The organism is Falsihalocynthiibacter sp. BN13B15 (assembly GCF_041205415.1).
Classification (GTDB): domain Bacteria; phylum Pseudomonadota; class Alphaproteobacteria; order Rhodobacterales; family Rhodobacteraceae; genus Falsihalocynthiibacter; species Falsihalocynthiibacter arcticus.
This window is the reverse complement of sequence record NZ_JBGFCE010000006.1, coordinates 82216-107694: the sequence shown is the minus strand read 5'-3', so window position 1 is coordinate 107694 and position 25479 is coordinate 82216. Positions and strand designations below refer to the sequence as shown.

The window sequence follows — 25479 nt, the reverse complement described above, 5'->3', positions numbered from 1 at the left end:
TTCTGCGACAACGCGCCCACCGAATAATCACAAAAACATGGCCTCTGCGTGCATTTGGGTATTTGAAACCGCGCGTTTAACCAATACATACAGTAGGGAAACTAGGAAGGTGAGCCGGTTGGCGCACCAAAGGAGTACAAAATGCTAAATAATATTGGCCCAATGGGTCTCGTTCTTATCGCCGTTGTTGTGTTGGTTCTCTTTGGCCGTGGTAAAATTTCGTCTTTGATGGGCGAAGTTGGCAAAGGCATCACCAGCTTCAAAAAAGGCATCAGCGAAGGCCAGAAAGAGCTTGCGGACTCAGTCGAAGAGCCACGTGATATCACACCTGAAACTGAGACAAAAAAAGACGAAGCCTGAATTAGTCAGAGCAAACGCGGTTAGGGTCGTTTCAGATGTTTGATATTGGTATGACCGAACTGTTGGTTGTGGGCGTTGTGGCGTTGATCGTCGTGGGCCCCAAGGACTTGCCCGGAATGTTTCGCACTGTGGGGCGGTTCACGGGCAAAGCGCGCGGTATGGCGAAGGAATTCCAACGCGCGATGAACGATGCTGCGGATGAGGCCGGTGTGGCCGATGTTGCAAAAGACCTCAAAAACGTGACGTCCAAGAAAAACCTTGGCTTGGACGCGCTTGAAGACGCGGCCAAAAAGTTTGAAGACTGGAATCCAAAGTCTAATAGCTCGGCCGCAGCCAAGCCGGGTGTGAAAACCGCAGAATTCACTCCAGAGCGCGCAGAGAAGGCCGAGAAAATTCACAAAGCGATGGCGAACAAAGCGACCGAGCGCCACGCTAAGGAAGCGGCGGAAGCTGCGAAGGCGGATGTTGCTGATCCCATTGTGAAGACCGCCACAAAAGCGCCTGCGAAAAAAGCGGCGGCCAAAAAGCCAGCAGCGACAAAGGCCACTCCAAAAACGGCCGCCAAAAAGACGCCGGTGAAAAAAGCGGCGGCACCAAAATCGACAACCAAAGCTCCTGCCGCCAAGAAAACAGCCGCTAAAAAAACCACTAAGAAAGCAGATCCTAAAACATGAGCGAAAACGTCGAAGACAGCTCCGCCCCGCTGATCGAACACCTCGCAGAGTTGCGCACGCGTTTGATTCGTTCTGCTGTCGCTTTCATTGTGGCGATGCTGTTTTGTTTTACCTTCGGCTCACAGCTTTTGGATTTCTTACTCAAGCCAATCGAAGAAACCATGCGCCAACTTGGCGATCCAAATCCCGCGATGCAGTACACGGCGCCACAGGAGTATTTCTTTACGCTTGTACGGCTTTCTATGGTGTTTGGGCTTGGGCTTTCCTTTCCAATCATCGGCACCCAACTGTGGCGTTTTGTGGCGCCCGGCCTTTATAAAAACGAGAAGAACGCGTTTCTTCCGTTTCTCTTGGCGTCGCCGATTATGTTCCTGCTTGGCGCCGGATTTGCACATTATGTGGTGACACCGATGGCGATGAAATTCTTCCTTGGCTTCGCGGATGCGACGTCCATTTTAGGGTCGGTGGTTCCGACGGATGGGGTCCCTATTCCGGTCGATCCCGACGCTGGAATCAAGATCAATTTCAATGGGAAAGTCAACGAAACCCTTGATATTACATTGAAAATGATCGTGGCTTTCGGGCTGTGCTTCCAACTTCCGGTCCTGCTGTCCCTTATGGGCAAAGCGGGCCTTGTGTCGAGCAAAGGCCTTGCTAGTGTGCGCAAATACGCCGTGGTGGGCATCCTCGTGCTCGCTGCCCTCGTGACGCCGCCCGACGTGATCACACAGGTCATTTTGTTTGTTGTGGTCTTTGGCCTTTATGAGGCTTCAATCTGGCTCGTGTATTGGATCGAAAAGCGGCGCGAAGCCAAGCTGAAGGCCGATGGGCTTTGGGATGAGGACATTCACGGCGACGGTAATTTTGGGGTCGATGATGAAGAGACTCCGCCAGAAGACGATGGGAAAGCGGCTGATGAGTGAAGTGCTTCTAACACGGATTGCTGAGGCGCTGGAACGCATGGAGCCAGCGCCGGTTGCCGCCCCAGATTTCTCAAAGGCCGATGCTTTTGTGTGGCACACAGAGCCAAATCGGTTTTCACCCGTCGCGAAGGTCAGCCGTGTGCAGCTTGATCTCTTGGTTGGCATCAATCGCTCGCGCGATACTTTGCTTGAGAATACGTTGCAATTTGCGCGCGGGTTGCCCGCCAATAATGCGCTCCTTTGGGGGGCGCGGGGCATGGGGAAATCCAGCCTTGTGAAGGCGATCCACGCCGAAGTTTTGCGCCAAGGGCACGACTTGAAAATCGTTGAAATTCAGCGCGAAGACCTGCCTTCGATTGGGCATCTCTTGGCCTTGATCCGTGATGCTGATGCGCGGTTTTTGATGTTTTGCGATGACTTGTCGTTCTCGCATGACGATCAACATTACAAATCTCTGAAGGCAGTTTTGGACGGGGGAATCGAAGGGCGGCCAGATAATGTTGTGTTCTATGCCACCTCCAATCGCCGCCACTTAATGCCGCGCGATATGATCGAAAATGAGCGCTCCTCCTCCATCAGCCCGTCAGAGGCGGTTGAGGAGAAAGTTTCCCTCTCAGATCGCTTCGGGCTGTGGCTTGGGTTCCATCCCTGCTCGCAAGACGAATATCTTGAAATGATCCGTGGCTATTGCCGCGCGCACGGGATTGAAATTGACGAAGAAACCCTCTGGGCGGAGGCCATTGAATGGCAAGCCACACGCGGAAGCCGTTCGGGGCGGGTTGCTTGGCAGTACTTCACTGATCTCGCGGGGCGACGCGGCATTTCGCTCTAGTTGCCGAAAAAATGATACAAAAAAACGCGGCTCCGAAGGGACGCCGCGTTTTTTGTTTTTAGCCTTCTGACCTTAGCTGACAAAAGGCGTAGGATCGACGCTGTCGAAACCTTGGCGAACCTCAAAATGCAGGAATGCAGGGTTGCCTGCCCGCATTTTAGCAATGTTTTGGCCGCGCGTGACGGTCTCGCCTTTTTGGACGGTTACCCCGTCAACATTTGCATAAACCGTCAAAAGCCCATCCGCGTGGCGAATAACAACGATGGTTACACCTTCGGTGTCCACGGTCACGGCAGCTACTTTTCCTGCCTCCGCCGCCTTAATCGGCGTGCCGACGGCGGCGGAAATATCGATCCCGTCGTTTTTACCTTTTTGGTATTCGCGGATGATTTTCCCGCTTACCGGCATTTGCAATCTCGTCGCCTTTTCGGACGCTGCGGTTTGCTGCGCGCCCATATCAGGTGAGGCAGGGGTGGGCACGACTGCTGCGGCAGCTAGGGGCGTTTCGGCGGGAAGCGCTACGGCGGCACTCGGTGGCAAGGGCGTTACTGAGCCTTGACCGGGTTGGGTTTCGACGGCTGAAACCGTAACGATCTCTTCTGCTTCGGCGTCCGGTAGCGGAATGAGCAAATATTGACCTTCGCGCACGGCAAGATCGCTGCCGAGGCCGTTCCATTCCGTCAGCGAGCGCACAGAAACATTATACAGGCGTGCCACGGAATAGGCAGTTTCCCCCCGTTCAACTTTGTGACGGACGGGTTCTGCTACCTTGGCGGTGGCGGGTTGAGCGGGCGTCGAGGCCGGTTTTATGGGCGTTCCTGCGCGGTCGATGGCGTCACCGGCCAAAGTGGTAATATCTATCGCGCCTGAAGTGATTGTTGACGAGGTGGCGGGTTCAGCAACCCGTTGTGGGAGCGCCAGAAGTTCGCCTGACCGCATTTGAGTGCTCGGACTTACGCCATTGTACTTCGCCAATTCATTTTCATTCAAACCCAAACGTCCAGCAATATCGGCAACTGTTTCGCCCTTGCGCGCCAAAACCACTTGATAGCTCGGGTAGGAGACAACGCCGCGTGCATCCGGTTTTGGTGCAGGCTCCGTTGGACGGGTGGATTGGGAGGTGGTCGTGAAGGAATTACCGAAATTGCCACGCAAATCAGTGTCAAAGCCGTCGCTACAAGCGGTCACCGCAAATAGGGCGCTCGTTACGAGTAGAGTGCGAGACGCGGTGCGCGCGTTGTGAAAAAAAGGCACCGAATAGGGGGGGGTGGGTAATTTCTGCATGGTTCGTCCTCAACTGCCTTTGCCCGTTTGGCGGGCTTATTTAATCTCTTATACACGAATTTAAACGGGTTTGCAGGCCTATTCTTCGTCGCCCAACCCTTCGAGCAGTGGAACAAAACGTACGCCGCGTAATTCCTCGTAGTCAAAACCCGTTTCAGATCGTGTGACTTTGATCAATGTTTGTACGGTGTCGGATTGCCCAACGGGAAGGACCATAATTCCACCGACGCGCAATTGTGCCAGCAGGGGCCCGGGAGCGTCCTCGGCGGCGGCCGTGAGAAGTATCCGATCAAACGGGGCGTGGTCTTCGAGGCCGCGACTGCCGTCGGCGGTGAAGGTTATAATGTTTCCGATGCCCATTTGCGCAAAGATATCTTCGGCCTCTCGCACCAAGCGACGGTGCCTATCGACGGTGTACACCCGCCTCGCCAATTGACTGAGAATAGCGGCCTGATAGCCAGAACCCGTGCCAATTTCGAGAACTTTGTTACGCGGCTGGACGTTTAAGGCCTGCGTCATCAGGCCCACGATCGAGGGTTGGCTGATCGTTTGGCCACAGGCGATGGGGAGGGGCATATCCTCATAGGCGCGATTCGCGAAAACCCCGCGCACAAAGGGACCGCGATCAATGGTTTCCATGGCCGTCAGGACGCGTTTATCCGTGACGCCTTTTGAGCGCAGTGCATAAAGAAACTGCATTTTGCGCTCGGCTAAACTCATGTGTCGATAGCGTCTTTAAGGTCTTGCAGGACGTTATGGGCGGTCAAATCGGCGCGCATGGGGGTAACCGAAGTATAGCCCGCGAGATTGGCCGATGCATCGGTGCCTTCGCCCGTCTCGACTTGCTGATCGCCGCCTTTAATCCACAGGAATCGGCGGCCAGAAGGCGACAAATGCGGTTCTGCAGAGAAGCTCGTACCTTTGCGAAATCCCTGAACCGTTGTGCGAATGCCTTTGACGTCCGCTGCCGCGAAGGGCGGGAAATTAACGTTGTAAAACAGGCGGTAATCGGCGGTATCCTTAGGCGCGGCCTTGAGGATCGCGCGGATTGTGTCGGCGCCATGACTTGCGGCGGCCTCAAACGGATTCGCGAGTGTCGCGTTCGCGGAGCCAAAATATTGCGACAAAGCGATAGCAGGGATGCCTTGAAGCGCGGCTTCCATAGCGCCGCCAATTGTGCCCGAATAAAGGGTGTTTTCAGCCGCGTTATTGCCACGATTCACACCAGACAACACTAGGTCGGGCCAATTGTTGGGCATGACATCGTAGAGCGCGGCGAGGACACAGTCGGCGGGGCTGCCTTCGGTTGTGTAATTGCGTTCGCCCAGTTTCGCCATGGCCATAGGATTGGTGTAGGAAATCGAGTGGGCGACGCCGGATTGCTCGAAGGCGGGGGCGACGGACCAAACCTCGCCCTTGGGGCCTGCAAGCTCGGTTGCGATACCATGCAATACCCGCAACCCCGGGGCGTTAATACCATCGTCATTCGTGATTAAAATGCGCATTCAAAGGTTCCAGTCTTCTTGTTTATAGTCCTAGTGCAGGCAGGCACACAGGTAAAGAATGCACTAAGATGCGTTATGTTTTTCTAACTTTTTGCAAAAAATACGTGCATTTTTGACTCGCTTTGGACGATTATGATCGCAAAATAACGAAGATTTTAGGGTTCGATGCTGTTTGGCTATTTTAAGAGGTCCATAACACGGGCGGCTTGCCCCTCCGCATCCATCAGTTTTGTGCGATCTTCACCAGGGAAAAAGCGTGCACGCAAGCTCGAAGGCATGGGTGCAGGTTGGTGAATGATGACTTTGGGGCCGGTTTTGACCGATTCTGCCTGCCAGCTGCGCACAAGGGCCATTTGCGCGGCTTTGCTTGCGCCGTAGCTGCCGAAAAAGCTTTTGCCAGCCATGTCGTCGTCAAGGAAAACCGCTTTGCCAGCAGGCGCAACCGAAAGAAGTGGCGCGACATAGGTAATCAAACGCTGTGTCGCTGTCAGGTTGCAAGCGATGGATTTATCGAAATCTTTGGTGTCCACATGGCCGGCAGGGGCCAGAGGCGCGCCGTGAATGGCGGTGTGCACCCATGTATCAATGTGGCCCCAACGCTCAAATATCGAGAGGCAAAGATGTTGCATTGCCCCTTCGTTGGTTACGTCAAGGGGGGCCAAGGTTGCCGCTCCGCCTTGAGCTTGAATACGATCATCCAACTCCTCCAAAGCGCCCGTCGTTCGAGCCACGGCCACAACATGGTGCGTTTTAGCGAGCGCCAAAGCCAGCGCAGCACCGATGCCACGGGACGCTCCGGTTACAAGAGCGATTTTTACGGGAGTGTCTGGGACGGGGTTTTGCGATATATCGGTCATGCTTTCATTTCTCACTTGCGTCTCTTTCATGCAAGGGGTTCCTTGACTTTTGCGGCATATTGCCCAAAAAGCGTACTTGAGAGCATGTATCCAAGGAGACCCCAACATGACATTAACCAAAGCCCTGATCGGTTCCAATTCCCTCGCAACCAAAGGGATGATGGTCCTGCTCGGTTCTGCATTCATCGCATTGGCGGCCCAAGTGTCCGTTCCAATGTTCCCCGTTCCGATGACAATGCAAACCCTTGCAATTATGATCGTTGGTTTGACTTTCGGCTCCCGTCTGGGCGCTGTAACGTTGCTTGCCTACCTCGCTGAAGGCGCTTCTGGTCTGCCCGTCTTCGCGCACGGCGCTTCAACCCTCGCATTTGTTGGACCAACCGCTGGTTTCCTCGCTGGCTTCGTTGCCATGGCATTCCTCGCAGGCCTGGCCGTCGAGAAGGGCATTGCTAAAGGTTTTGTTGGCACAGCTCTTACCGCCATCGTTCTTTCCGCGTTCATCTACATTCCAGGCGTAGCTTGGGCGATGTGGATTGGCGAAGTTGCGGGCCTTGACGCTGCTAAATGGGGTGCGGATAGCTTCGCTTCCATCTGGAAATGGTACATGTCGCCCTTCCTTATTGGTGACGCAGTGAAAGCGGTTATCGCGGCTCTTGTCGTGACGGGCGCATGGAAAGTTTTAGACGCACCTAAAGCGAAATAAACACTCCAAAATTAATACCTTGAAGCGCCGCCTCGGTCCCCGAGCGCGGCGTTTTTCGTTGCACTCTCATCGTGCCTGCCGAGCATCGCGAGGCTACGCCCAACAGGAGTAACCCCCGCAGGGGGGGTGATCTTGGCGGGAGCATTTCCTTTTTCTTCTGGAGCTTATGGGGTCTCGTGAAGCGCCGCGAGGGCGGCCTCGCACATACCGTATTCAAGCCACTGACAGCCGGCGCACACCTGCTTCAAGCTACCCACGGGGACGTGTTTTTTAATCCGTGCCTTGGCTTCGCCCCACGTCAAAACCTCATTGGCCGACAATTGAAGCGCGGCAGCGTGGCTGCGATCCAACGCCTTGATCTTGGGTTGATTGCTGCACAGACGGCCGCGGCGTTTGGGGCAGGGGCCGCAGATATCATCGGTCATCCCTACGGTCTGAATCTGCCGCTCATCGCCGCCCTCTGCGCGCAATTGTTCCACAACAATGGCGTGCATGTTTTCGGTAAAGCTCTCGGAATAGCCTTTGCCCTGAAATCCTAGCGCGCACAAAAAGTGGTGCGGGCGGAATTTCAGGGGGGCATTCATTATTCAGCAGCAGTTTTTAGTGTAAATCCTTTGGCCATCATATCGGTCGGGCGCACGGGATATTCGCCCGAGAAACAGGCGTCGCAATATTTGGGGGCTTTGGCATCACGGCCCTCGGGAACGCCCGCTGCACGATAAAGTCCATCGAGTGTGACAAACTTGAGGCTGTCAACGCCAAGGTGCACGCGCATCTCTTCTTCGTTCATATTCGCGGCCAGAAGCTTGTCGCGCTCAGGGGTGTCTACCCCATAAAAACAAGGCCACATTGTGGGCGGTGAGGCGATACGGAAGTGAACCTCCGCAGCTCCAGCATCCAAAATCATTTGTTTTATCTTGCGGCTAGTCGTACCCCGAACAACCGAGTCATCCACCAAGATCACCCGTTTGCCCTTAATGAGCGCGCGGTTGACGTTGAGTTTGAGGCGCACACCCATGTTGCGGATTTGCTCGCTGGGCTCAATAAACGTGCGCCCCATGTATTGGTTACGGATGATGCCCATAGCATAGGGAATACCGCTTTCTTTTGAGTATCCAATCGCCGCAGGGGTGCCTGAATCGGGCACAGGGCACACAAGATCTGCGTCAACAGGCGCTTCACGGGCCAGTTCTACACCGATCTGGTGGCGCGTTTCATAGACCGAACGGCCGCCCAGAATGGAATCGGGACGGCTAAAGTAAACATGTTCGAAAATACAGAACCGTGAGGGTTTTTTCTCAAACGGGTGATAGCTTTCAACACCGTCCTCGGTGATGACAACCATCTCGCCGGGCTCAATCTCGCGAATGAAATCAGCGCCAACAATGTCGAGCGCACAGGTTTCGGAACTCAGCGCCCAGCCGTCGCCCAACTTACCCAAAACCAGCGGGCGCACACCAAGTGGGTCGCGCACACCGATTAATTTGGTGCGTGTCATTGCCACAACGGAAAACGCGCCCTCGACTGATCGGAGCGCGTCTTTCATACGTTCGGGAATGTTGCGTTGCATCGAACGCGCCATCAGATGGATGATACATTCGGAATCAGACGAACTCTGGAAAATCGAGCCGCGTTCAATCAAATCGCGTCTTAGGGCATCTGCATTGGTGATATTACCGTTATGCGCAATCGCTGCTCCGCCCATGGAAAACTCACCAAAGAAGGGCTGTACGTCGCGGATGGCCGTGGCCCCCTTGGAGCCCGAAGTGGAGTAGCGCACATGGCCAATTCCGATGGGCCCGGGCAGGGTTTGCATCACAGAATGAGAGGTGAAATTGTCGCGAACATAGCCAAATCGACGGGCGGAGTTAAATCCGTGTTCGTGATCGTGGACTACAATGCCACCGGCTTCTTGACCGCGATGTTGTAGAGCGTGCAAGCCGAGTGCAACGAAATTAGCCGCATCGGCAACGCCGACGACGCCAAAAATTCCGCATTCTTCTTTTAGCTTGTCGTCATCGAACGGGTGGCTGGGGGGCATATCGCGCATTGGCAGGTGGCTCCGATTCCATAGCTTTGGTTCTTCGACCCCCTCTTACGGGAGCCAAGCGGGGATGTCATCCGTCGGATGATAGGAAATTGTCATATTTTTGATAAAGAGCGTGGCTTTTGTCGCTTTGCCGTTGATTGGGCGAAAAAATGTAAAAAGGCCGCCCCAAAAGGAGCGACCTTGATGTCAAAGGTTGCCTGAAAAACAGGCCTATTCGGCGGGAACCACTTCTGCAGGAGCCGCTTCAGCAGGTACGATATCTGCTGGCGCTTCGCAAAGTGCGAGGTAGGAATTGACGCGCGCCTGCAACCAGCCCGGAACATCGTCTGGTACATTTTCGCCAACTTGGCCCACAAGGGAGCTAAAAATCACAGCACTGCGGCTGTTGTCGACGACTTCAAACGTTTGATCCGTAACCGCCCAGTCGTAAATAAAGAGCGACACCACAACCAGCAGAACACCGCGCGCCGCGCCAAAGAGAAAACCGATACCTTGGTCAAGCCCGCCCAAAATGCTGCGTTGGACCATACTCGAAAACAGCGGGGTGAAAATCGCCATAACGACCAAACCAACCACAAGCACGATGACAAAAGCCACCATCAGCGACAATTCACATTGTCCGCCAATCATGTCTTTCAGGATGGGAATTTCGCGCACCAAAGGCTCGACCTTAGGGGCGAAAATATAGGCCACGATTGCCGCAACCACCCAACTGGCAATCGAAAGCGTTTCGCGAACAAAACCACGGGAATACGCCAATACCGCCGAGAGGATAATCACAATGGCTACGACGCCGTCTACTATGGTAAAACCTTCCATATCTTCTCCTGTTGGGGGTTAAGAGTCCCCGAATACGTCTTTTACGAAAGTGGTAAGATCGGACACTGTGCTGATCTTCATTCCCGTCTGATCTAGTTTTTTCCCACCCGAAGGCATGATAGCTGAGCTAAAACCAAGTTTCTGCGCTTCTTTCAACCTGTTTTCCGTTTGTCCAACGGGTCTAAGTGCCCCTGATAAGCTAATTTCGCCAAAAACCACAGTGTCAGAGGGCAAAGAATGATCTTCGCGCGCAGAAAGTAGCGCCGCCGCAACAGCCAAGTCGGCCGCAGGTTCGGACACACGCAGCCCGCCGGCGACGTTTAGGTACACATCGAGCCCCGTAAATGGCACGCCGCAACGTGATTCTAGGACGGCCAAAATCATCGCCAAACGGCTCCCATCCCAACCCACAACCGTGCGGCGGGCTTGGGAATGGGGCGAGGGGGCGACGAGGGCTTGCAGCTCAACGAGCATCGGGCGGGTGCCTTCGATGCCGGAAAAAACAACCGACCCCGGTGCGGGGTTTTCACGATCGCCCATAAACAGCGCCGAGGGGTTTTTTACTTCCGCCAAGCCCTTGCCCGTCATTTCAAAGACGCCGATTTCGTCCGTCGGGCCATAGCGGTTTTTCACGGCGCGCAGAATGCGGAATTGGTGGCCGCGTTCGCCCTCAAAATACAAAACCGTATCGACCATGTGCTCGACAACGCGGGGGCCAGCGATTTGGCCGTCCTTGGTGACATGCCCCACAAGAATTACCGCCATGCCTTTGCGTTTGGCAAAGGTCGTCAACTCATGGCACGCCGCGCGCACTTGGCTTACAGATCCGGGCGCGGAATCGACATTGTCGGACCACATGGTTTGAATGGAATCGATGATCGCGAGGTCGGGTTTTTCGATCTCAAGCGTCGTAAGAATATCGCGTAAATTGGTCTCAGCGGCGAGCTTGACTGGCGCCTCTTGGATGCCTAACCGTCTCGCGCGCATCCGGACTTGGGCGCTGGCTTCTTCGCCCGAAACATAGATGGTTTTTAAACCGGCACGGGCAAAACTCGCGGCGGCTTGCAACAAGAGGGTCGACTTACCGATACCCGGATCGCCGCCCACCAGAACTGCGCTCGAGGGCACTAAACCTCCGCCCAACACACGGTTTAACTCGCCGGATCCTGAACGGGTGCGCTTGGGGGGATCTTCTTCGGTTGCAAGATCAAACAAGGCAATAGGACTGCCACGTTTTGCGCCAAGCGACTTGCTAGGAGGGCCAGAGGAAAAGGGTATTTCCTCGGAAATCGTGTTCCATTCGCCGCAGGAATCACATTTTCCAGACCACTTGGTATAAGTAGAGGCGCAGGTTTTACAGACGAAGTTTTTGGTTTTTGCCATAAGGGGTTATTGCCTAAGCCGCGCGCTTTTCCAAGCTCTCAGTTGCAAAAGAAATCGCAAAACTCGCGAGAACGCATCCGGTGAAGGCATAGAGGCCCCAGCCTGTCTCGACCCGCCCAACTCCGATGCCTTTGACCACCACAATATAGAGCGCGAGCAGGAAAACATCAGCCATCGCCAATTTCCCAAGAACGCGTAACGCAGGGAGGACACGTCGATCCAAAAGATCAAACTGCACAAGCGCCAGTCCGACGGTTTTGAGGTAGGGAGCAAAAAGCGCGAGGACCGTCACCAAAAGGGCGAGAAACATGTCCGTCTTCCACAGGCTTTGCAGCCCCGAAACGACCGATATTTCCGACAATTTAAACAGTGGAAGCAAGCCCGCTCGCAACAGCGGTGCAAACCACGCGATTGGAAAGGCAATAAGCAACAAAAGGTTGGCAATACGCAGAAATTTCATAGGCGTAGAGGTCGCAGTTTACCGCATGCTTTTCAAGAGGTGCTCTGCTAAATTGAGAATTCGTGCTCGCCTGACGGACGTTTATGCGATGAAGCGTAACGACGGGTCGAATTGTTGCGTCGATTGCAAAACGCCACGGTCGCAATCCAGAAAACCACAGGGGTGGTGGCAACAGCAAAGGCTTCAATAGGGAGGGACGTCGCCAGAAAAATATCTCTACCAATATACACTGTCACATAGGCACCCCATGCGACATTAATGATATATACCGCCCAGTGATCGCTACGGGAATGCAAAACGCGGCGCGCTGCAAAATAGGTCACAATCGCGGGAGCAGCGACAAAAAACAGCCTGAGATAAAGTTCGGTGATCGTCATTTTTAAGGCCTCCGTTCTAGACTCTAACCCAGTCTGAATTTGGCTAATCTTCCCTAACAAATAGTTAAGGGCTTAGATAAATTTTGAAATTTATTGGAGCTATCGAACGGATTCGATAGGGCCATGTGCGCTGCCGCTGATAAATTGGGTGAGATAAGGATCGTCGCTTTGATCCATTTGCGCGACCGGACCTGTCCATTGAATAACGCCATTATGCAGCATGGCAACTTTGTCGGCAATGGCGCGGACGCTGGACATATCGTGGGTGATTGTGATCGCGGTTGCCCCCATTTCGACAACGATTTCACGTATTAACTCGTTGATAACACCAGACATAATTGGATCAAGACCCGTCGTGGGTTCGTCAAAGAAGATAATCTCGGGTTCGGCGGCAATTGCACGCGCCAAGCTCACACGTTTTTGCATGCCACCCGAAAGTTCAGAGGGAAAAAGATCGGCCACATCGGGGGAAAGGCCCACGCGGCGCAGTTTTTCAATGGCAATTTCGCGGGCTTCGGCTTTTGGCCGTTTTAGGCCGCCGCGCAAAAGGCGAAACGCCACATTCTGCCATATCGGCATAGAATCAAAGAGCGCGCCGCCCTGAAACAACATGCCAAAACGCGCAAGGAAAGCATCCCGCTCGGCGGTTTCGACGTTTTGCCCGTCAACGATGATCTCTCCAGAATCAGGGGTGACAAGCCCAAGGATGCATTTGATGCATATGGATTTCCCGGTGCCCGATCCACCAATGATAACCATGCTTTCACCGCGCGGGACCTCTAGGTCGACACCGCGCAATACTTGGTTGGAATCAAAGGTTTTATAAATTTTTGAGAGCGTAATCATATGGTGAAAAACACGCTTGTTAGGAGGAAGTTTGCCGCCAAAATTAGCACGGCTGCGGCTTCGACTGCACCTTTGGTTGCGCGACCAACCCCTTGAGCCCCGCGACCGGAATTCATACCATAGTAGCATCCCATTAAAGCGGAAATAACTCCGAAAGCCGCACCTTTGACGAGGGAAGAAATGATGTCCAGTGGTTCAAGGAAATTCATCGTATTATGGAGGTAGGCGGCGGAATTGAACCCCAAGCTGCCGGTTCCAATCAAGTACCCCCCGAAAATGCCGATGATATCGCCCACCGCCACAAGCAACGGAACGGTAATCAACGCAGCAACCACCCGAGGTACAACAAGATACTTAATCGGGTGCGTTGAGAGCGTCACGAGGGCGTCTATTTGTTCGGTCACGCGCATGGTGGCGATCTCCGCGGCAATGGACGAGGTCACGCGTGCGGCAATCATAAGGCCGACCAAAACGGGGCCTAGTTCGCGCACCATACCGATGGCGACAATTTGCGGAACGACTGCTTCGGCCGAAAACCGTGCACCGCCCGCATAGATTTGCAACGCCAAAGCCCCGCCCGTGAAAATCGCAGTCAATCCAACGACTGGAAGGCTTAAATACCCAATATTCAGAAGGGATTGCAGGAGTTCTTTAAAGTAAAATGGCTGGCGAAATGTATGACCCGCAACTTGGGATGCAAAAGTCGACACCCGCCCAATGGACGCCGTGAAGCCCATGACCGCGCGCCCCAAGGCCGCCAGAGGCGAAGCCATCGCGCGCAGAATCATGAAAGAACTTCGCCATAGCGCCGCGCGTGGCGAGAGCCAAGGGAGGTCAGGATTTCATAGCCAATGGTTCCGGCGGAAAGCGCTAAGTCGTCAACGCCTTGGTGTCTGCACAGGATGTCGAGTTGATCGGGGTGTTCGGTTAAATGGGTGACGTCGACCGTGATCAAATCCATCGAAACGCGGCCTACCAGCGGGCAGGGAATATCGCCAAACCAGAGGGTCGCATTGTTACTAAGGGCGCGGGGCAATCCATCGGCGTAGCCCGAGGATAGCGTGGCAATCCTGCTGGGAACTTCGGCCTGCCAAGTACATCCATAGCCCACGGTTTCACCCACGTCCAAATCCCGCGTTTGAATCACGGGCAACGACAGGCTAACCACGGGGCTGGCGGCATCAAAAGGCGCGCCGCCATAGAGGCCAATACCGGGGCGCACCAAATCAAAGTGGTACTCGGACGATAGGAAAATACCGCCTGTGGCCGACAAGGAAAGCGGCGCCTGCACACCTTCTGTCATGGCGCGAAAGTTTTGCAATTGTGCATCGTTCGCCGAGTGATTTGGTTCGTCGGCGCAGGCCAAATGGCTCATAACAAGGGTCGGGGATCGCTCTAATGCAATGTCGCGCACAGCGTGCCATTCGGCGGCTTCCATGCCCAGACGGCTCATGCCCGTATCAAGTTGGATACCGAACGGCGCACCGGGCAGGGCTTCGAAATGGCGGGTCAACTGGGCCACAGAATTAAGCATCGGTGTCAGTTGCATGTCGTGAATCATATCTGTAGCGCCGGCCATATGTCCGGAAAACAAGTTGATTTTTGGATTGGGACCAACGGCTTGCCGCACTTGGGCGCCCTCGTTGGCCGTCGCCACGAAAAAGGTGCGGGCGCCGGCATGGAGAAGAGCTTTGGCGACGCGCTCCGCCCCGCAGCCGTATCCGTCAGCTTTCACCACCGCCGCCGTTTCAACCGAAGCTTCAGTGAGGGCATCGAGAACGCGCCAGTTATCTACCAGCGCGTTGAGATCAATTTTGAGTTTACCTGTCGACATGGAGATCGTTCTGACGATTGGCGCACGGGCTGGCAAGGGGAAATCGAAAGGCGAGACAATGGTGCATAAATTAATAGCCGTTGGGTTCGCTTTGCCATGCTTTGACAAGATTGCCGAAGCGGGTGAACTGCCCTTCAAACGAAAGCTCGACGTGGCCGATTGGCCCGTGACGCGCCTTGCCGATAATAACTTCGGCCTTCGCATGGAGCGCGTCCATTTCTTCCTGCCACGCAGCCATTTTGTCCAGCTCGTGATCGCCCGGTTTCTCGCGCTCTTTGTAATATTCCTCACGGAACACAAACATCACGACGTCGGCGTCTTGCTCAATCGAGCCCGATTCCCGAAGGTCGGAAAGCTGCGGTCGTTTGTCTTCGCGGTTTTCAACGCCACGGCTGAGCTGGGAGAGGGCGATGACGGGAATATCGAGTTCCTTGGCAATGGCCTTAAGCCCTTGCGTGATCTCGGAAACTTCGTTTACGCGGCTGTCTTTGGCGGTGGCGGGGCGCACGAGTTGAAGGTAGTCCACAATCAGCACGTCCAGCCCATGCGTCCGTTTCAAACGGCGGGCGCGCGCCGCCAATTGCGAGATCGGCAGGGCGGGCGTGTCATCGATATAAAGTGGGCAGGATTCGAGTTTTTTGGCGGCTTCCACAAAACGGCGGAACTCTTCTTCGGTCATGTCACCGTTGCGAATTTGGCCAGACGGGACCTCTGCGGCCTCCGAAAGAATCCGTGTGGCGAGTTGTTCGGCGGACATCTCGAGGCTGTAGAACCCTACAACGCCACCCTGGATCGCGCCCTCGGTTCCATCAGGCCTTTTGCCCTTCTTATAGGCTTTGGCGATGTTATAGGCGATGTTGGTGGCCAGTGAGGTTTTCCCCATTGAGGGCCGTCCGGCAAGGATCAAAAGGTCGGAGCGGTGTAAACCACCCAGCATTTTGTCCATATCTATCAATCCCATAGAGATCCCAGACATGCCGCCTTCGCGCTGATATGCAGTATTGGCGACAGTTACGGCTTCGGTCACAGCTTTGAGGAAGGATTGAAATCCGCTCTCGGTTTGACCTTGCTCGGCCATTGCATAAAGCGCCTGTTCAGCTTCAACAATTTGCTCTTTGGGTTCGCTCGCGACATTTACATTTGCCGCCTTGTCCATGATCTCGCGGCCTAGCCCCATAAGTTCGCGACGGATCGCCAAATCATAGATAATTTGCGCATAGTCCCGCGCGGCAAAACTGGAAATCGCCGCCCCTGCAAGACGTGCCAAATACGCGGGTCCACCAAGTTCTTTGAGGCCCTCGTCGTCTTCCATGAACGCTTTCAAGGTCACCGGTGACGCGTTCATATTTTTAGCAATACGGTGCGACGCGAGTTCGTAGATTCGCGCGTGAGTCGGCTCATAGAAATGCGTGGCATTGATGACAGAAGCCACGCGGTCGAACACCTCGTTGTTGGTGAGAATCGCACCCAAAAGCTGCTGTTCCGCCTCAATATTATGCGGTTGTGCACTTAACTCAGAGGCCTCTGAGTTCGTTGCAGGAAGCCCTGCGCCATTGCTGACTGGTACGATTTCGTTCATTTGATTCCCCGACCGGATTGGGTGTCTGCTTAGCGCAGACTTCATGGAAGTCGCAAATTGTATAAAGCTGTGGATAACCTTGATTTACCATATCTAGGCATGTCTGTCGACATTTTGCCTAGATATGGATGAAATCTCATTAATATCGTTTTAAGTTTTGTGAGCGTCCTGCCAACCGCGTGGGTCGTTGAGGAAGGCTTCGACTTCGGTCAAGGTTTCCGTATCAAAGGCACCGGACTCCTTGGCTTCGGCCAAAACATCCCACCACGTACAGAGGTGGTGCAGTTGGATTCCGTGGTCGCCGAGGGTTTTCTCGGTTTCTGGGAAAATCCCGTAATAGAAAATGACCGCCGTATGCGCACAGGTCGCGCCCGTTTCGCGAATGGCATCGACAAAGGACAGCTTGCTGCCGCCATCGGTTGTGAGGTCTTCGACGAGCAAAACCCGTTGGCCTTCCGTCATTTCGCCTTCAATTCGCGCATTGCGGCCATAACCTTTGGCCTTTTTGCGCACATAACTCATAGGGAGGGCCATGCGTTCGGCGACCAATGCGCCAAAGGGGATGCCTGCGGTTTCGCCACCAGCCACGTTGTCAAAGGCTTCAAAGCCCGCGTCGCGCATGACCGTGATGGTTAGGAAATCCATCAAAGTGCTGCGAATGCGGGGATAGGAAATTAGCTTACGGCAATCAATATATGTCGGGCTGGGAAGGCCGCTGGCGAGGATGAAAGGCTCCCGCGTGTTGAAATGTACCGCCTTGATTTCCAAGAGCATTTTCGCGGTAAGACGCGCAATTTCGGTGGCGTCGGTATAGGATGTTGGGATCATGACAGGTCCTTTGTTTTCGCTAGGCGGTGACGGTCCAATGCAGGGGGAAACCGGGGTCAAAGACGGTGACGGTTTCCGCGCCGACTTCGATTTTTGAGGGGTATGTAACGGGCGCGCCCTTGGTCAGGGTGAGCGTTGTGTCATTTACGGGGAGGCCGTAAAAAGCGGGGCCGTGCAGCGAAGTGAAGCCCTCTAACCAGTCTAATGCGCCCGCCTTTTCAAAGACTTCCGCAAGGATCGACATTGTATTCGTGGCCGTAAAACATCCCGCACATCCACAGGCGTTCTCTTTGAGGAGGTCGGTATGCGGTGCGCTGTCTGTTCCAAGGAAGAATCGTGTATCGCCACTGGTTGCGGCTTCAAGAAGGGCAACGCGGTGCGTTTCGCGTTTTGCTACGGGAAGGCAGTAATAGTGGGGCTTGATGCCGCCCACGAGGATGTGGTTTCGGTTGATCACAAGGTGGTGCGTGGTGATTGTTGCGCCCAAATTGTCTTGCGATTTTGCGTAATCGACGCCGTCCTTTGTGGTGATGTGTTCCATCACCGTTTTTAAGCCCGGGGTGGCGCGGCGGATTGGATCAAGGACGCGGTCGATGAAAACAGCTTCGCGGTCAAAAATGTCGACCTCAGCGTCAGTGACTTCTCCGTGCAGGCAAAGAGGCAGGCCAATCTCGGCCATTTTTTCCAACGCAGGGCGCACTTTGTCAAAATCGCTGACGCCACTTGCGGAATTTGTGGTGGCTCCGGCAGGATAGAGTTTCACGGCGGAAATCAACCCGCCCGCATAGGCTGCGGCGATATCGTCTGGGTCGCTTTGCTCAGTCAAATAGAGGGTCATCAAAGGCGTAAAGTTGCTTCCCGCTGGCAGTGCCGCGAGGATACGATCCCGATAGGCCAAGGCCTGAGCGCTCGTCACAACGGGTGGAACGAGGTTTGGCATAATGATCGCACGCCCAAAATGGCGGGTGGTTTCAGGCAGCACCGCTTTAAGCATTGCGCCATCGCGCAGGTGGAGGTGCCAATCATCGGGGCGTTTGAGCGTGAGTTTTTGGGTCATATCCTTGCGCTACACAATTAATGCAGGTTTTTCCAGCGTGGATTGCAGGTTAGTTTTCATGAAACGATTAGGGAGTGACCGGCTGTACAATTTTTCGCCTATTTTTTAAGCTCAGGCATATTTTTTCGGCACAGGTGCGTGAGTGATCTCCCATTATCTTGCTGGCGGCATACCTGCTGCCTAAGTTTCTCGCGAAACGAGGGGTTATGCTGGATTTAGAGGCACAAATAGAGAGCGGGTCTGAATGCACTGCATCGCCTAGATTGCAGCGCATGGTTGGGCGAGGTTTTGCCTCGGTTCACGCTGTGTCCGGACGAATCCGTTTGAAAGATTTGCACCAATCTGGGTCCGCAAAAGTGTTCCTACCAAAAATCCATGCGCCCACGCCTGAAATCGTGTTTTTGAACACAGCGGGCGGCGTCACGGGGGGCGACCACATCTCGTATGGTCTTGGTGTCGGCGCGGGCGCGCGGGTGAATGCGACGACCCAAACCGCCGAACGCGCCTATCAATCCGTGAGTGGCACGGGGCGGGTTGATGTGAATTTGACCGTCGGTGCAGGTGGGCGTTTGGATTGGCTGCCTCAGGAAACCATCCTGTTTGAAGGCTCGAATATGGCGCGTAAGACGCTTGTAGATTTAGATTCTGACGCTCAGTTTCTTATGGTTGAAACCGTGATTTTGGGGCGCGCAGCGATGGGGGAAACGCTCGTTAGTGCAACCTTTTCGGATTGGCGGGAGGTGCGTCGTAACGGGCTCCCAGAATGGATTGAACCCTTCGCGCTGGATAAACGCAACTTTACACACCCCAAGCGCGCAGCAACGCTTTCTGGCGCGCGCGCCCTTGCGACAATCGCGTTTTTTGCACCGCAAGCACAGGACGCCCTTGGGCCCGTCCGCTCTATTCTATCCACTTTTTCGGATGTCACAGCGGCGGCAAGCGGGTGGAACGGAAAGCTTATTGTTCGGCTGTTTGCGGATGACGGATGGCCGTTGCAGCGTGTCGTGGCGAAAGTTTTAAATGAATTGCGCGTCGATCCACTGCCGCGTGTCTGGCAAAAATAGGGAAGAAAATGAACCTAAGCCCAAGAGAAAAAGATAAACTCCTAATCAGTCTGGCGGCGATTGTCGCACGCGGACGCCTCGCGCGTGGTGTTAAGCTGAACCACCCTGAATCGATCGCAATTATTACGGATTACGTTGTCGAAGGCGCACGCGACGGGCGCTCGGTGGCGGACCTGATGGAGGCCGGCGCGCATGTTATTTCGGTTGACCAATGCATGGAGGGTATCGCCGATATGATCCACGATGTGCAGGTCGAAGCCACCTTTCCTGACGGCACAAAGCTTGTGACCGTTCACCATCCCATTCGATAGATACAAAGGAGGAGCAGCCATGATCCCGGGAGAGATATTCACCGTCGACGGCGACATAACCCTAAATGCGGGCGCGGAAATATGCGTCTGTATGGTCGCCAATACGGGCGATCGGCCCGTTCAAGTCGGAAGCCACTATCATTTCGCAGAAACGAACGCCGCTTTAGACTTTGATCGCGCGGTGGCACGCGGCATGCGGTTGGATATTGCCGCGGGTACGGCCGTGCGCTTCGAGCCTGGACAAAGACGCGAAGTGACCTTGGTTCCGCTCGGGGGTAAGCGCGAAATCTATGGGTTTAATCAAAAGGTTATGGGGCCGCTTTGAAGCGAAATGACATAATTCGAGAGAAGAGATTCCCGCCGCACTGCGGTCAATGGGACGGAAATTAAAGGAAAGCCAATGCCTGCGAAAATTTCACGCGCGACCTATGCCGATATGTATGGGCCAACCACAGGCGACCGCGTCCGGTTGGCGGATACGGATTTGATCATCGAGGTGGAGCGCGACCTGACGACCTATGGTGAGGAAGTTAAATTCGGTGGCGGCAAGGTCATCCGTGACGGCATGGGGCAAAGCCAAATTTCGCGTGTGGGCGGGGCCATGGATACGGTAATTACCAACGCCCTCATTGTCGACACGACAGGGATTTACAAGGCGGACGTGGGTTTGCGTGGTGGATTTATCTCGGCGATTGGCAAGGCGGGCAATCCGGATACCCAATCCAATGTGGATATTATCATTGGCCCCGGAACGGAGATTATCGCGGGCGAAGGGCGTATTTTAACGGCGGGTGGGTTTGATAGCCATATCCACTTTATCTGTCCGCAACAAATGGAAGACGCGTTGCACTCGGGCGTGACGACCATGCTTGGCGGCGGGACGGGCCCCGCGCATGGCACATTGGCCACCACTTGTACGCCCGGTCCGTGGCATATCGGGCGGATGTTGCAAGCCGTTGATGGCATCCCGATGAACATTGGATTGTCCGGCAAAGGCAACGCAAGCCGTCCCGAAGCCCTCGTGGAAATGATCAAGGGCGGCGCCTGTGCGATGAAATTGCACGAAGACTGGGGCACAACTCCGGGGGCGATTGATTGCTGCCTTTCCGTCGCAGACGACATGGACGTTCAGGTGATGATCCACACGGATACGCTAAATGAAAGTGGCTTTGTCGAGAACACCGTTGCCGCCATCAAGGGGCGCACAATCCACGCGTTTCACACCGAAGGCGCGGGCGGTGGTCATGCGCCGGACATCATTAAAGTTGTTGGGGAACAACATATTATACCGTCGTCAACCAACCCGACGCGCCCGTATACTGTCAACACTATCGAGGAGCATTTGGATATGCTTATGGTGTGTCACCACCTTGATAAATCCATCCCCGAGGATGTGGCCTTTGCCGAAAGTCGTATTCGGCGCGAAACGATTGCCGCCGAAGATATCCTGCATGACCTCGGCGCATTTTCGATTATCGCGAGCGATAGTCAGGCTATGGGACGCGTGGGCGAAGTTTTGATTCGCACATGGCAAACTGCGGATAAAATGAAAAAACAACGGGGCCGTTTAAGCGAAGAAACAGGCGACAACGACAATGTTCGGGTCAAACGCTATCTGGCGAAATACACAATTAATCCGGCAATTGCCCATGGGATTTCGCGCCATATTGGTTCAATTGAAGTTGGGAAACGCGCAGATTTGGTGCTGTGGTCCCCCGCATTTTTTGGTGTGAAACCCGAAATGGTGTTGATGGGCGGGATGATCGTTGTGGCGCAAATGGGCGATCCAAATGCCTCTATCCCAACGCCACAGCCCGTTTATTCACGCCCGATGTTTGGTGCGATGGGCGGAGCGGTTGCGCATTGTGCGGTCACGTTCGTGAGTCAGGCCGCACAGGCAGACGGAATTGGTGCAGCCCTTGGACTTCGAAAAACGACTTTGGCGGTGGAAAATACCCGTACCATCGGGAAATCCGACATGGTGATGAACAGCGCGACCCCGCATATTGAGGTCAATCCAGAGACCTACGAAGTGCGGGCCGACGGCGAGCTTTTGACCTGTGAACCCGCCAAGTCCCTGCCGATGGCCCAACGCTATTTCATGTTCTAGGGAATGAGCCAACGCGTGGGAAATAAGTCGACGGGGCAGGCAGTGCGGCGTCCTAAGTTAACAAAAGACGCCGCCCTGTTCGACAAGGTCGATCACGTCGTCGTTTTGCCATTCGCAAGAACTAGACTTTTCTTGAATGTTGATCTGTGTGCGAAAGCGCGTCGTCCAATATCGAGGGTCAAGGCGGACTTCAATCGGAAGGCGGCTTGGGTCAAATTCGCGGGCTTCTTCACGCTCAACAATCACGTTGCACGTAAGTCCTGGGTGAAGGCCATAATCGCCCTTTTCAAGGAAAGTAATGCGAAGGCGCGCTTCCTCCTCTTTAAGAGCGGAAATGCGGGACCGAATGGCAGCCAGACGGTCGGCAGAGGGATGTAGATTGAGCATGGGATTCTCCTGCAGCTATACCAAGAGATTGGACCAAGGGTGGTTAAAAAAATGCAAATAAATTCAGTAAAAATAGGGTTAACAGGGGTGGGTATGCGTTCACTGCATGGCCGCTTTTCCCATTTGTCTATTGCTGCATCGCAGCATGCTGCCCATATTGGAGGGAGAGATACATATATTTATTCCCCCAAAGTGGAGAGACAAAATGGCCTACGCATCAACCGAATTACTTGCCCAAAAGAAATCAGTCTGGGCTTCCGTATCCAACGGATTTTCCGCGTTTTTCACAGCCCTGATCGAATCAAATTCACGGTCGGACCAAGTCGAACGTTTTCAAAACATGAGCGATCGTCAATTGGCGGACATCGGTCTGGATCGCGACGATATTGTACGGCACGTCTTTGCCGACAAAATGGGCCTCTAACACCTTCTGAGGTGCAGGAATGAGCGCGCCTGCTGTGGCGGTGCTGACCTGCAATACAGTTCTGAATGCCCATGATTTTGGGCATCTTTTGGCGAGCGGACAGGCGGCCTGTGCTCAGGTTTCCCTCGCGTATGAAGACCGCCTTTTGCGCCGCAAGCGGCTTAAACTTTGCGACGGCCTTGTGGTTCTTCTGGATCTTGAAAAAGTCACAAACCTAGAGCACGGTGGTGCGCTGGCTTTATCAGACGGTCGCCATGTGCAAATCGTTGCGGCGCCTGAAGCGGTTTTGGTGATCTCTGGCCCCAATCTGCCGCGCTTGGCTTGGCACATAGGTAATCGTCACACGCCGTGTCAGATAGAAAATGATCGCCTGATTATCCTTCATGATCATGTATTTGCGCAAATGCTTACGCATCTAGGCGCAGAGGTTGTCCCCCTCACGCTGCCCTTTACGCCGGAGGGTGGCGCTTATGGGCATGGTCGCACCTTTGGACACAGCCACGGCCCCGCGGATCATGCGCATGAGCACTGAATCCACATGAATCCTGATCTCCTTACGCTCACACAATGGCTCTCGCCAGCATTTCCCCTCGGGAGTTTTGCTTATTCGCATGGCCTTGAAACCGTTGTGGAAAACGGCGCCGTGTCAGACCGCGAAACGTTAACCGATTGGATCGCGGACATCCTGCGTTTTGGCACAGGGCATGTGGACGCGATTTTGCTTTGTCAGAGTATTTCAGGTGAAGATATGGCCGATACCGCACGGGCGCTTGCCGCGAGTAAAGAGCGCTTGCATGAGAGCGAAGCGCAGGGGCGCGCCTTTGTTGAAACGGTGAATGGTATGAGCGGAGCACAGGCCCAACACGCACCTTTTCCCGTGGCAGTGGGCGTGGCCGCGCGCGGGTTGACGCTTGCACCACAAGAGGTTGTGAGCCTTTATTTACATGCCTTTGCTTCGAATTTGGTGTCTGTGGGGGTTCGGTTTATTCCTTTGGGGCAAACCGACGGGCAAAAAGCTCTCGCGGCCTTACACCCTGTTATCTTGGAAGTTGCCGCACAGGCCGCGACACAGACTTTTTCGGATATGGCGAGCGCCGCATTTGGCGCGGATATTGCCGCCATGCAGCACGAAACACAGGACGTCAGGATATTTAAGACATGAGACACAAAGCCTACCTTTATGCGTCTCTGAAGGCGCTCGAAATGGTTAACAAAACTGGGAGAAATGCACGTCATGGCCTCTAAAAATGGACCGCTTCGCGTTGGTATTGGCGGGCCCGTTGGGGCAGGGAAAACGACTCTCACTGAACAGTTGTGCCGCGCCTTGACTCAGAGCTATTCGGTGGCTGTCATCACCAACGATATTTATACACGCGAAGATGCGGACGCCCTCGTGCGGGCGCAAGTCCTTCCGGAAGCGCGGATTCGGGGGGTGGAAACAGGGGGGTGCCCCCATACGGCCATTCGCGAAGATGCGAGCATCAATCTGGCGGCCATTGCCGATTTAAACGCAGCCTTTCCCGATCTTGATGTGATTTTCATCGAAAGCGGGGGGGATAATTTGGCAGCCACGTTTTCGCCTGAACTGGCGGATTTGACCCTCTATGTAATCGACACCGCCGCGGGGCAAGATATTCCTCGTAAAAAGGGCCCGGGCTTAACGCGCAGTGATCTTCTTATTATTAACAAAGTGGATTTAGCACCCTATGTCGACGTGGATTTGGCGTTGCTCGAAAGTGACGCCGCCAACGCACGACAAACCCGTCCCTTCGTGATGGCATCGTTGAAATCAAATATCGGGGTCGCCGAGATCGTCTCCTTCATAACACGGGAGGGTGGGCTTTAAGGTGTTGTTCTTAAACCGTTTCATTATCCGCTTTGGGAGCGTCCTGCGAGGATTTGTGTGTTTGGATTTCTTTGAGACGACGACGAAAACGCGGCCCGCCCCCAGTTCGCTCAATCACGTTTTTGCACAGCGCTTCGATCAAGACAACACGGCCATCATCCTCAAGGCGGGTGAGTAAATTGCGCAGGTATTGGCCGTTGTCGCGGCGGGCCCGATAGAGTTCAAAGAAGTCGGCCGCCATCATATCCCCCGTTAGCGCAGTTTCGATCAGATCTTGGAGAATCTCCATCGTCCGCAGGCTATCTTCAATTCGGGGGCCCAAATTCGGACATTTCACCATTGTGGTATTTGCGCGGGTGAATAGCGAAGCATGCATGGCGTCGAATTCTTCTTCGGGATCAAAAATGATAAAGGCGCGGTCAGCACCTTCGATCATATCTGGGCCAAATCCATAGCGATCTGTAAAGCATTTACGACGCTGCCCTTTGAAGCGCGTGTCCCATCCTGTGACGGCGGGGTCGAGGGTGGCCTGTGGTTGCACGGCGATGACCGTCGCGCCCGGTGCGGCGACAGAATAGGCTACAGCCCCATACCCGCCCATGTTGGCACCATAAAAAACAACGTTATCGAAGTCTTCAAAGAAACCGTCATCCACCAGTCTGTCAAAATACCCGTAGAGAGATGCGTCGCGAAACCAAGTGTCGCCATGCGCCAGAATACACAGGTTAGAATAGCCGTTTTTGGCAACCATTTCAAAGCCTAAGGGCTGTGCCTCGGGGTCGTGGGTGCGGATGCCGCTTATACTTTCAAACGTGACAATCAAATCGGGACCTTCGTCCGTTAAGATTGCAGAATGCTGTTTGCCGATGGGTTCAAAATAGCCACGCTCCTCGCCAATAGGGTCGAGCCTGTCGAGCCAAGCTTGCGCCTCGGTATCCAGATTATGAGTGGCATTCTGCGACATTC

At 54.4% G+C, this 25479-nt stretch carries 31 protein-coding genes; 13 read left to right on the top strand and 18 right to left on the bottom strand.

Features of this window, described 5'->3' with window-relative positions; genetic code table 11:
* The first annotated feature begins 141 nt into the window (after positions 1-141).
* The 4 genes from AB9F26_RS12090 to AB9F26_RS12075 are packed head-to-tail and all read left to right on the top strand — an operon-like array spanning position 142 to position 2789.
* Complete coding sequence (locus AB9F26_RS12090; protein WP_039000520.1) at positions 142-360, top strand: twin-arginine translocase TatA/TatE family subunit; 219 nt, start codon at positions 142-144, stop codon at positions 358-360.
* Between the two features lie 35 nt (positions 361-395).
* Positions 396-1034: a Sec-independent protein translocase protein TatB gene (gene tatB, locus AB9F26_RS12085; protein WP_335586315.1), complete on the top strand. Its 639-nt coding sequence runs from the start codon at positions 396-398 to the stop codon at positions 1032-1034.
* The gene (gene tatC / locus AB9F26_RS12080) at positions 1031-1957 is read left to right on the top strand and encodes a twin-arginine translocase subunit TatC (protein WP_335586316.1); all 927 of its coding nucleotides are present in this window, start codon (positions 1031-1033) and stop codon (positions 1955-1957) included. The genes tatB and tatC overlap by 4 nt, the downstream gene beginning before the upstream one ends.
* Positions 1950-2789 (top strand): ATP-binding protein, encoded by an 840-nt coding sequence (locus AB9F26_RS12075; RefSeq protein WP_335586317.1) that lies wholly within the window; start codon positions 1950-1952, stop codon positions 2787-2789. Before tatC ends, AB9F26_RS12075 begins: the two co-directional genes overlap by 8 nt.
* A gap of 72 nt (positions 2790-2861) precedes the next feature.
* On the opposite strand, the gene AB9F26_RS12070 is transcribed toward AB9F26_RS12075, so the two are convergent.
* From AB9F26_RS12070 to AB9F26_RS12055, 4 genes are all read right to left on the bottom strand, one after another.
* Positions 2862-4073, bottom strand: coding sequence for a peptidoglycan DD-metalloendopeptidase family protein (locus AB9F26_RS12070; protein WP_369768144.1), 1212 nt, complete (start codon positions 4071-4073; stop codon positions 2862-2864).
* 78 nt (positions 4074-4151) lie between these two features.
* On the bottom strand, positions 4152-4793 hold the full coding sequence (locus tag AB9F26_RS12065) for a protein-L-isoaspartate(D-aspartate) O-methyltransferase (RefSeq protein ID WP_039000516.1): 642 nt from the start codon (positions 4791-4793) through the stop codon (positions 4152-4154).
* A complete protein-coding gene (gene surE, locus AB9F26_RS12060) occupies positions 4790-5578 on the bottom strand; it encodes a 5'/3'-nucleotidase SurE (RefSeq protein WP_039000514.1) in 789 nt (262 codons plus the stop codon). Before surE ends, AB9F26_RS12065 begins: the two co-directional genes overlap by 4 nt.
* A 176-nt stretch (positions 5579-5754) precedes the next feature.
* Positions 5755-6435 (bottom strand): SDR family NAD(P)-dependent oxidoreductase, encoded by a 681-nt coding sequence (locus tag AB9F26_RS12055; protein ID WP_369768204.1) that lies wholly within the window; start codon positions 6433-6435, stop codon positions 5755-5757.
* Positions 6436-6541: 106 nt separating this feature from the next.
* Here AB9F26_RS12055 and AB9F26_RS12050 point away from each other — a divergent pair, with 106 nt between their 5' ends.
* Entirely contained in the window at positions 6542-7138 is a 597-nt protein-coding gene (locus AB9F26_RS12050) for a biotin transporter BioY (RefSeq protein WP_335585518.1), read from the top strand.
* A 164-nt stretch (positions 7139-7302) separates the two neighbouring features.
* Here AB9F26_RS12050 and AB9F26_RS12045 read toward each other — a convergent pair whose 3' ends face one another.
* From AB9F26_RS12045 to pyrC, 12 genes are all read right to left on the bottom strand, one after another.
* Positions 7303-7722, bottom strand: a complete 420-nt coding sequence (locus tag AB9F26_RS12045) for a DUF1284 domain-containing protein (RefSeq protein WP_335585517.1) — start codon at positions 7720-7722, stop codon at positions 7303-7305.
* The gene (gene purF, locus AB9F26_RS12040; RefSeq protein ID WP_039000510.1) at positions 7722-9188 is read right to left on the bottom strand and encodes an amidophosphoribosyltransferase; all 1467 of its coding nucleotides are present in this window, start codon (positions 9186-9188) and stop codon (positions 7722-7724) included. Before purF ends, AB9F26_RS12045 begins: the two co-directional genes overlap by 1 nt.
* 210 nt (positions 9189-9398) lie before the next feature.
* The gene (locus tag AB9F26_RS12035) at positions 9399-10007 is read right to left on the bottom strand and encodes a CvpA family protein (protein ID WP_335585516.1); all 609 of its coding nucleotides are present in this window, start codon (positions 10005-10007) and stop codon (positions 9399-9401) included.
* 18 nt (positions 10008-10025) lie between these two features.
* Entirely contained in the window at positions 10026-11390 is a 1365-nt protein-coding gene (gene radA, locus AB9F26_RS12030; protein WP_335585515.1) for a DNA repair protein RadA, read from the bottom strand.
* A 13-nt stretch (positions 11391-11403) separates the two neighbouring features.
* The gene (locus AB9F26_RS12025) at positions 11404-11850 is read right to left on the bottom strand and encodes a paraquat-inducible protein A (RefSeq protein WP_369768142.1); all 447 of its coding nucleotides are present in this window, start codon (positions 11848-11850) and stop codon (positions 11404-11406) included.
* Positions 11851-11897: 47 nt separating this feature from the next.
* Positions 11898-12227, bottom strand: coding sequence for a hypothetical protein (locus AB9F26_RS12020; protein WP_369754572.1), 330 nt, complete (start codon positions 12225-12227; stop codon positions 11898-11900).
* Positions 12228-12326: 99 nt separating this feature from the next.
* Positions 12327-13073 carry an ABC transporter ATP-binding protein gene (locus AB9F26_RS12015; protein ID WP_369768141.1) on the bottom strand — a complete coding sequence of 249 codons (747 nt, stop codon included), beginning with the start codon at positions 13071-13073 and terminating at the stop codon, positions 12327-12329.
* Positions 13070-13861, bottom strand: a complete 792-nt coding sequence (locus AB9F26_RS12010; protein ID WP_369768139.1) for an MlaE family ABC transporter permease — start codon at positions 13859-13861, stop codon at positions 13070-13072. Before AB9F26_RS12010 ends, AB9F26_RS12015 begins: the two co-directional genes overlap by 4 nt.
* Entirely contained in the window at positions 13858-14907 is a 1050-nt protein-coding gene (gene alr / locus AB9F26_RS12005) for an alanine racemase (RefSeq protein WP_335585510.1), read from the bottom strand. Before alr ends, AB9F26_RS12010 begins: the two co-directional genes overlap by 4 nt.
* A 70-nt stretch (positions 14908-14977) precedes the next feature.
* Positions 14978-16486, bottom strand: coding sequence for a replicative DNA helicase (locus AB9F26_RS12000; RefSeq protein WP_335585509.1), 1509 nt, complete (start codon positions 16484-16486; stop codon positions 14978-14980).
* Between the two features lie 150 nt (positions 16487-16636).
* The gene (locus AB9F26_RS11995) at positions 16637-17314 is read right to left on the bottom strand and encodes an orotate phosphoribosyltransferase (protein ID WP_335585508.1); all 678 of its coding nucleotides are present in this window, start codon (positions 17312-17314) and stop codon (positions 16637-16639) included.
* 19 nt (positions 17315-17333) lie between these two features.
* Positions 17334-18371 (bottom strand): dihydroorotase, encoded by a 1038-nt coding sequence (pyrC, locus tag AB9F26_RS11990; protein WP_369768138.1) that lies wholly within the window; start codon positions 18369-18371, stop codon positions 17334-17336.
* Between the two features lie 206 nt (positions 18372-18577).
* On the opposite strand from pyrC, the gene AB9F26_RS11985 reads away from it, so the two are divergent.
* The 4 genes from AB9F26_RS11985 to ureC all read left to right on the top strand — a co-directional run bounded on the left by AB9F26_RS11985 (position 18578) and on the right by ureC (position 21856).
* Positions 18578-19435 carry an urease accessory protein UreD gene (locus tag AB9F26_RS11985; RefSeq protein ID WP_369754565.1) on the top strand — a complete coding sequence of 286 codons (858 nt, stop codon included), beginning with the start codon at positions 18578-18580 and terminating at the stop codon, positions 19433-19435.
* 8 nt (positions 19436-19443) lie between these two features.
* Entirely contained in the window at positions 19444-19746 is a 303-nt protein-coding gene (locus AB9F26_RS11980; RefSeq protein ID WP_369754564.1) for an urease subunit gamma, read from the top strand.
* A gap of 19 nt (positions 19747-19765) precedes the next feature.
* Positions 19766-20071 carry an urease subunit beta gene (locus AB9F26_RS11975; RefSeq protein ID WP_369754563.1) on the top strand — a complete coding sequence of 102 codons (306 nt, stop codon included), beginning with the start codon at positions 19766-19768 and terminating at the stop codon, positions 20069-20071.
* Between the two features lie 75 nt (positions 20072-20146).
* Positions 20147-21856, top strand: a complete 1710-nt coding sequence (gene ureC / locus AB9F26_RS11970; protein ID WP_369754562.1) for an urease subunit alpha — start codon at positions 20147-20149, stop codon at positions 21854-21856.
* Positions 21857-21913: 57 nt separating this feature from the next.
* Here the strand turns inward: ureC and AB9F26_RS11965 are convergent, their stop codons facing one another.
* Positions 21914-22243: a hypothetical protein gene (locus tag AB9F26_RS11965; RefSeq protein ID WP_335585503.1), complete on the bottom strand. Its 330-nt coding sequence runs from the start codon at positions 22241-22243 to the stop codon at positions 21914-21916.
* A 205-nt stretch (positions 22244-22448) separates the two neighbouring features.
* Here AB9F26_RS11965 and AB9F26_RS11960 point away from each other — a divergent pair, with 205 nt between their 5' ends.
* The 4 genes from AB9F26_RS11960 (at position 22449) to ureG (ending at position 24513) form a co-directional block, all read left to right on the top strand.
* Positions 22449-22667, top strand: coding sequence for a DUF1127 domain-containing protein (locus AB9F26_RS11960; protein ID WP_335585502.1), 219 nt, complete (start codon positions 22449-22451; stop codon positions 22665-22667).
* 19 nt (positions 22668-22686) lie between these two features.
* The gene (locus tag AB9F26_RS11955; protein WP_335585501.1) at positions 22687-23199 is read left to right on the top strand and encodes an urease accessory protein UreE; all 513 of its coding nucleotides are present in this window, start codon (positions 22687-22689) and stop codon (positions 23197-23199) included.
* Between the two features lie 6 nt (positions 23200-23205).
* The gene (locus AB9F26_RS11950) at positions 23206-23829 is read left to right on the top strand and encodes an urease accessory UreF family protein (protein ID WP_335585500.1); all 624 of its coding nucleotides are present in this window, start codon (positions 23206-23208) and stop codon (positions 23827-23829) included.
* A 72-nt stretch (positions 23830-23901) separates the two neighbouring features.
* Positions 23902-24513, top strand: a complete 612-nt coding sequence (ureG, locus tag AB9F26_RS11945) for an urease accessory protein UreG (protein ID WP_335585499.1) — start codon at positions 23902-23904, stop codon at positions 24511-24513.
* A 10-nt stretch (positions 24514-24523) separates the two neighbouring features.
* Here the strand turns inward: ureG and AB9F26_RS11940 are convergent, their stop codons facing one another.
* A complete protein-coding gene (locus AB9F26_RS11940; RefSeq protein ID WP_335585498.1) occupies positions 24524-25477 on the bottom strand; it encodes a phosphoadenosine phosphosulfate reductase in 954 nt (317 codons plus the stop codon).
* Between the last annotated feature and the right edge of the window lie 2 nt (positions 25478-25479).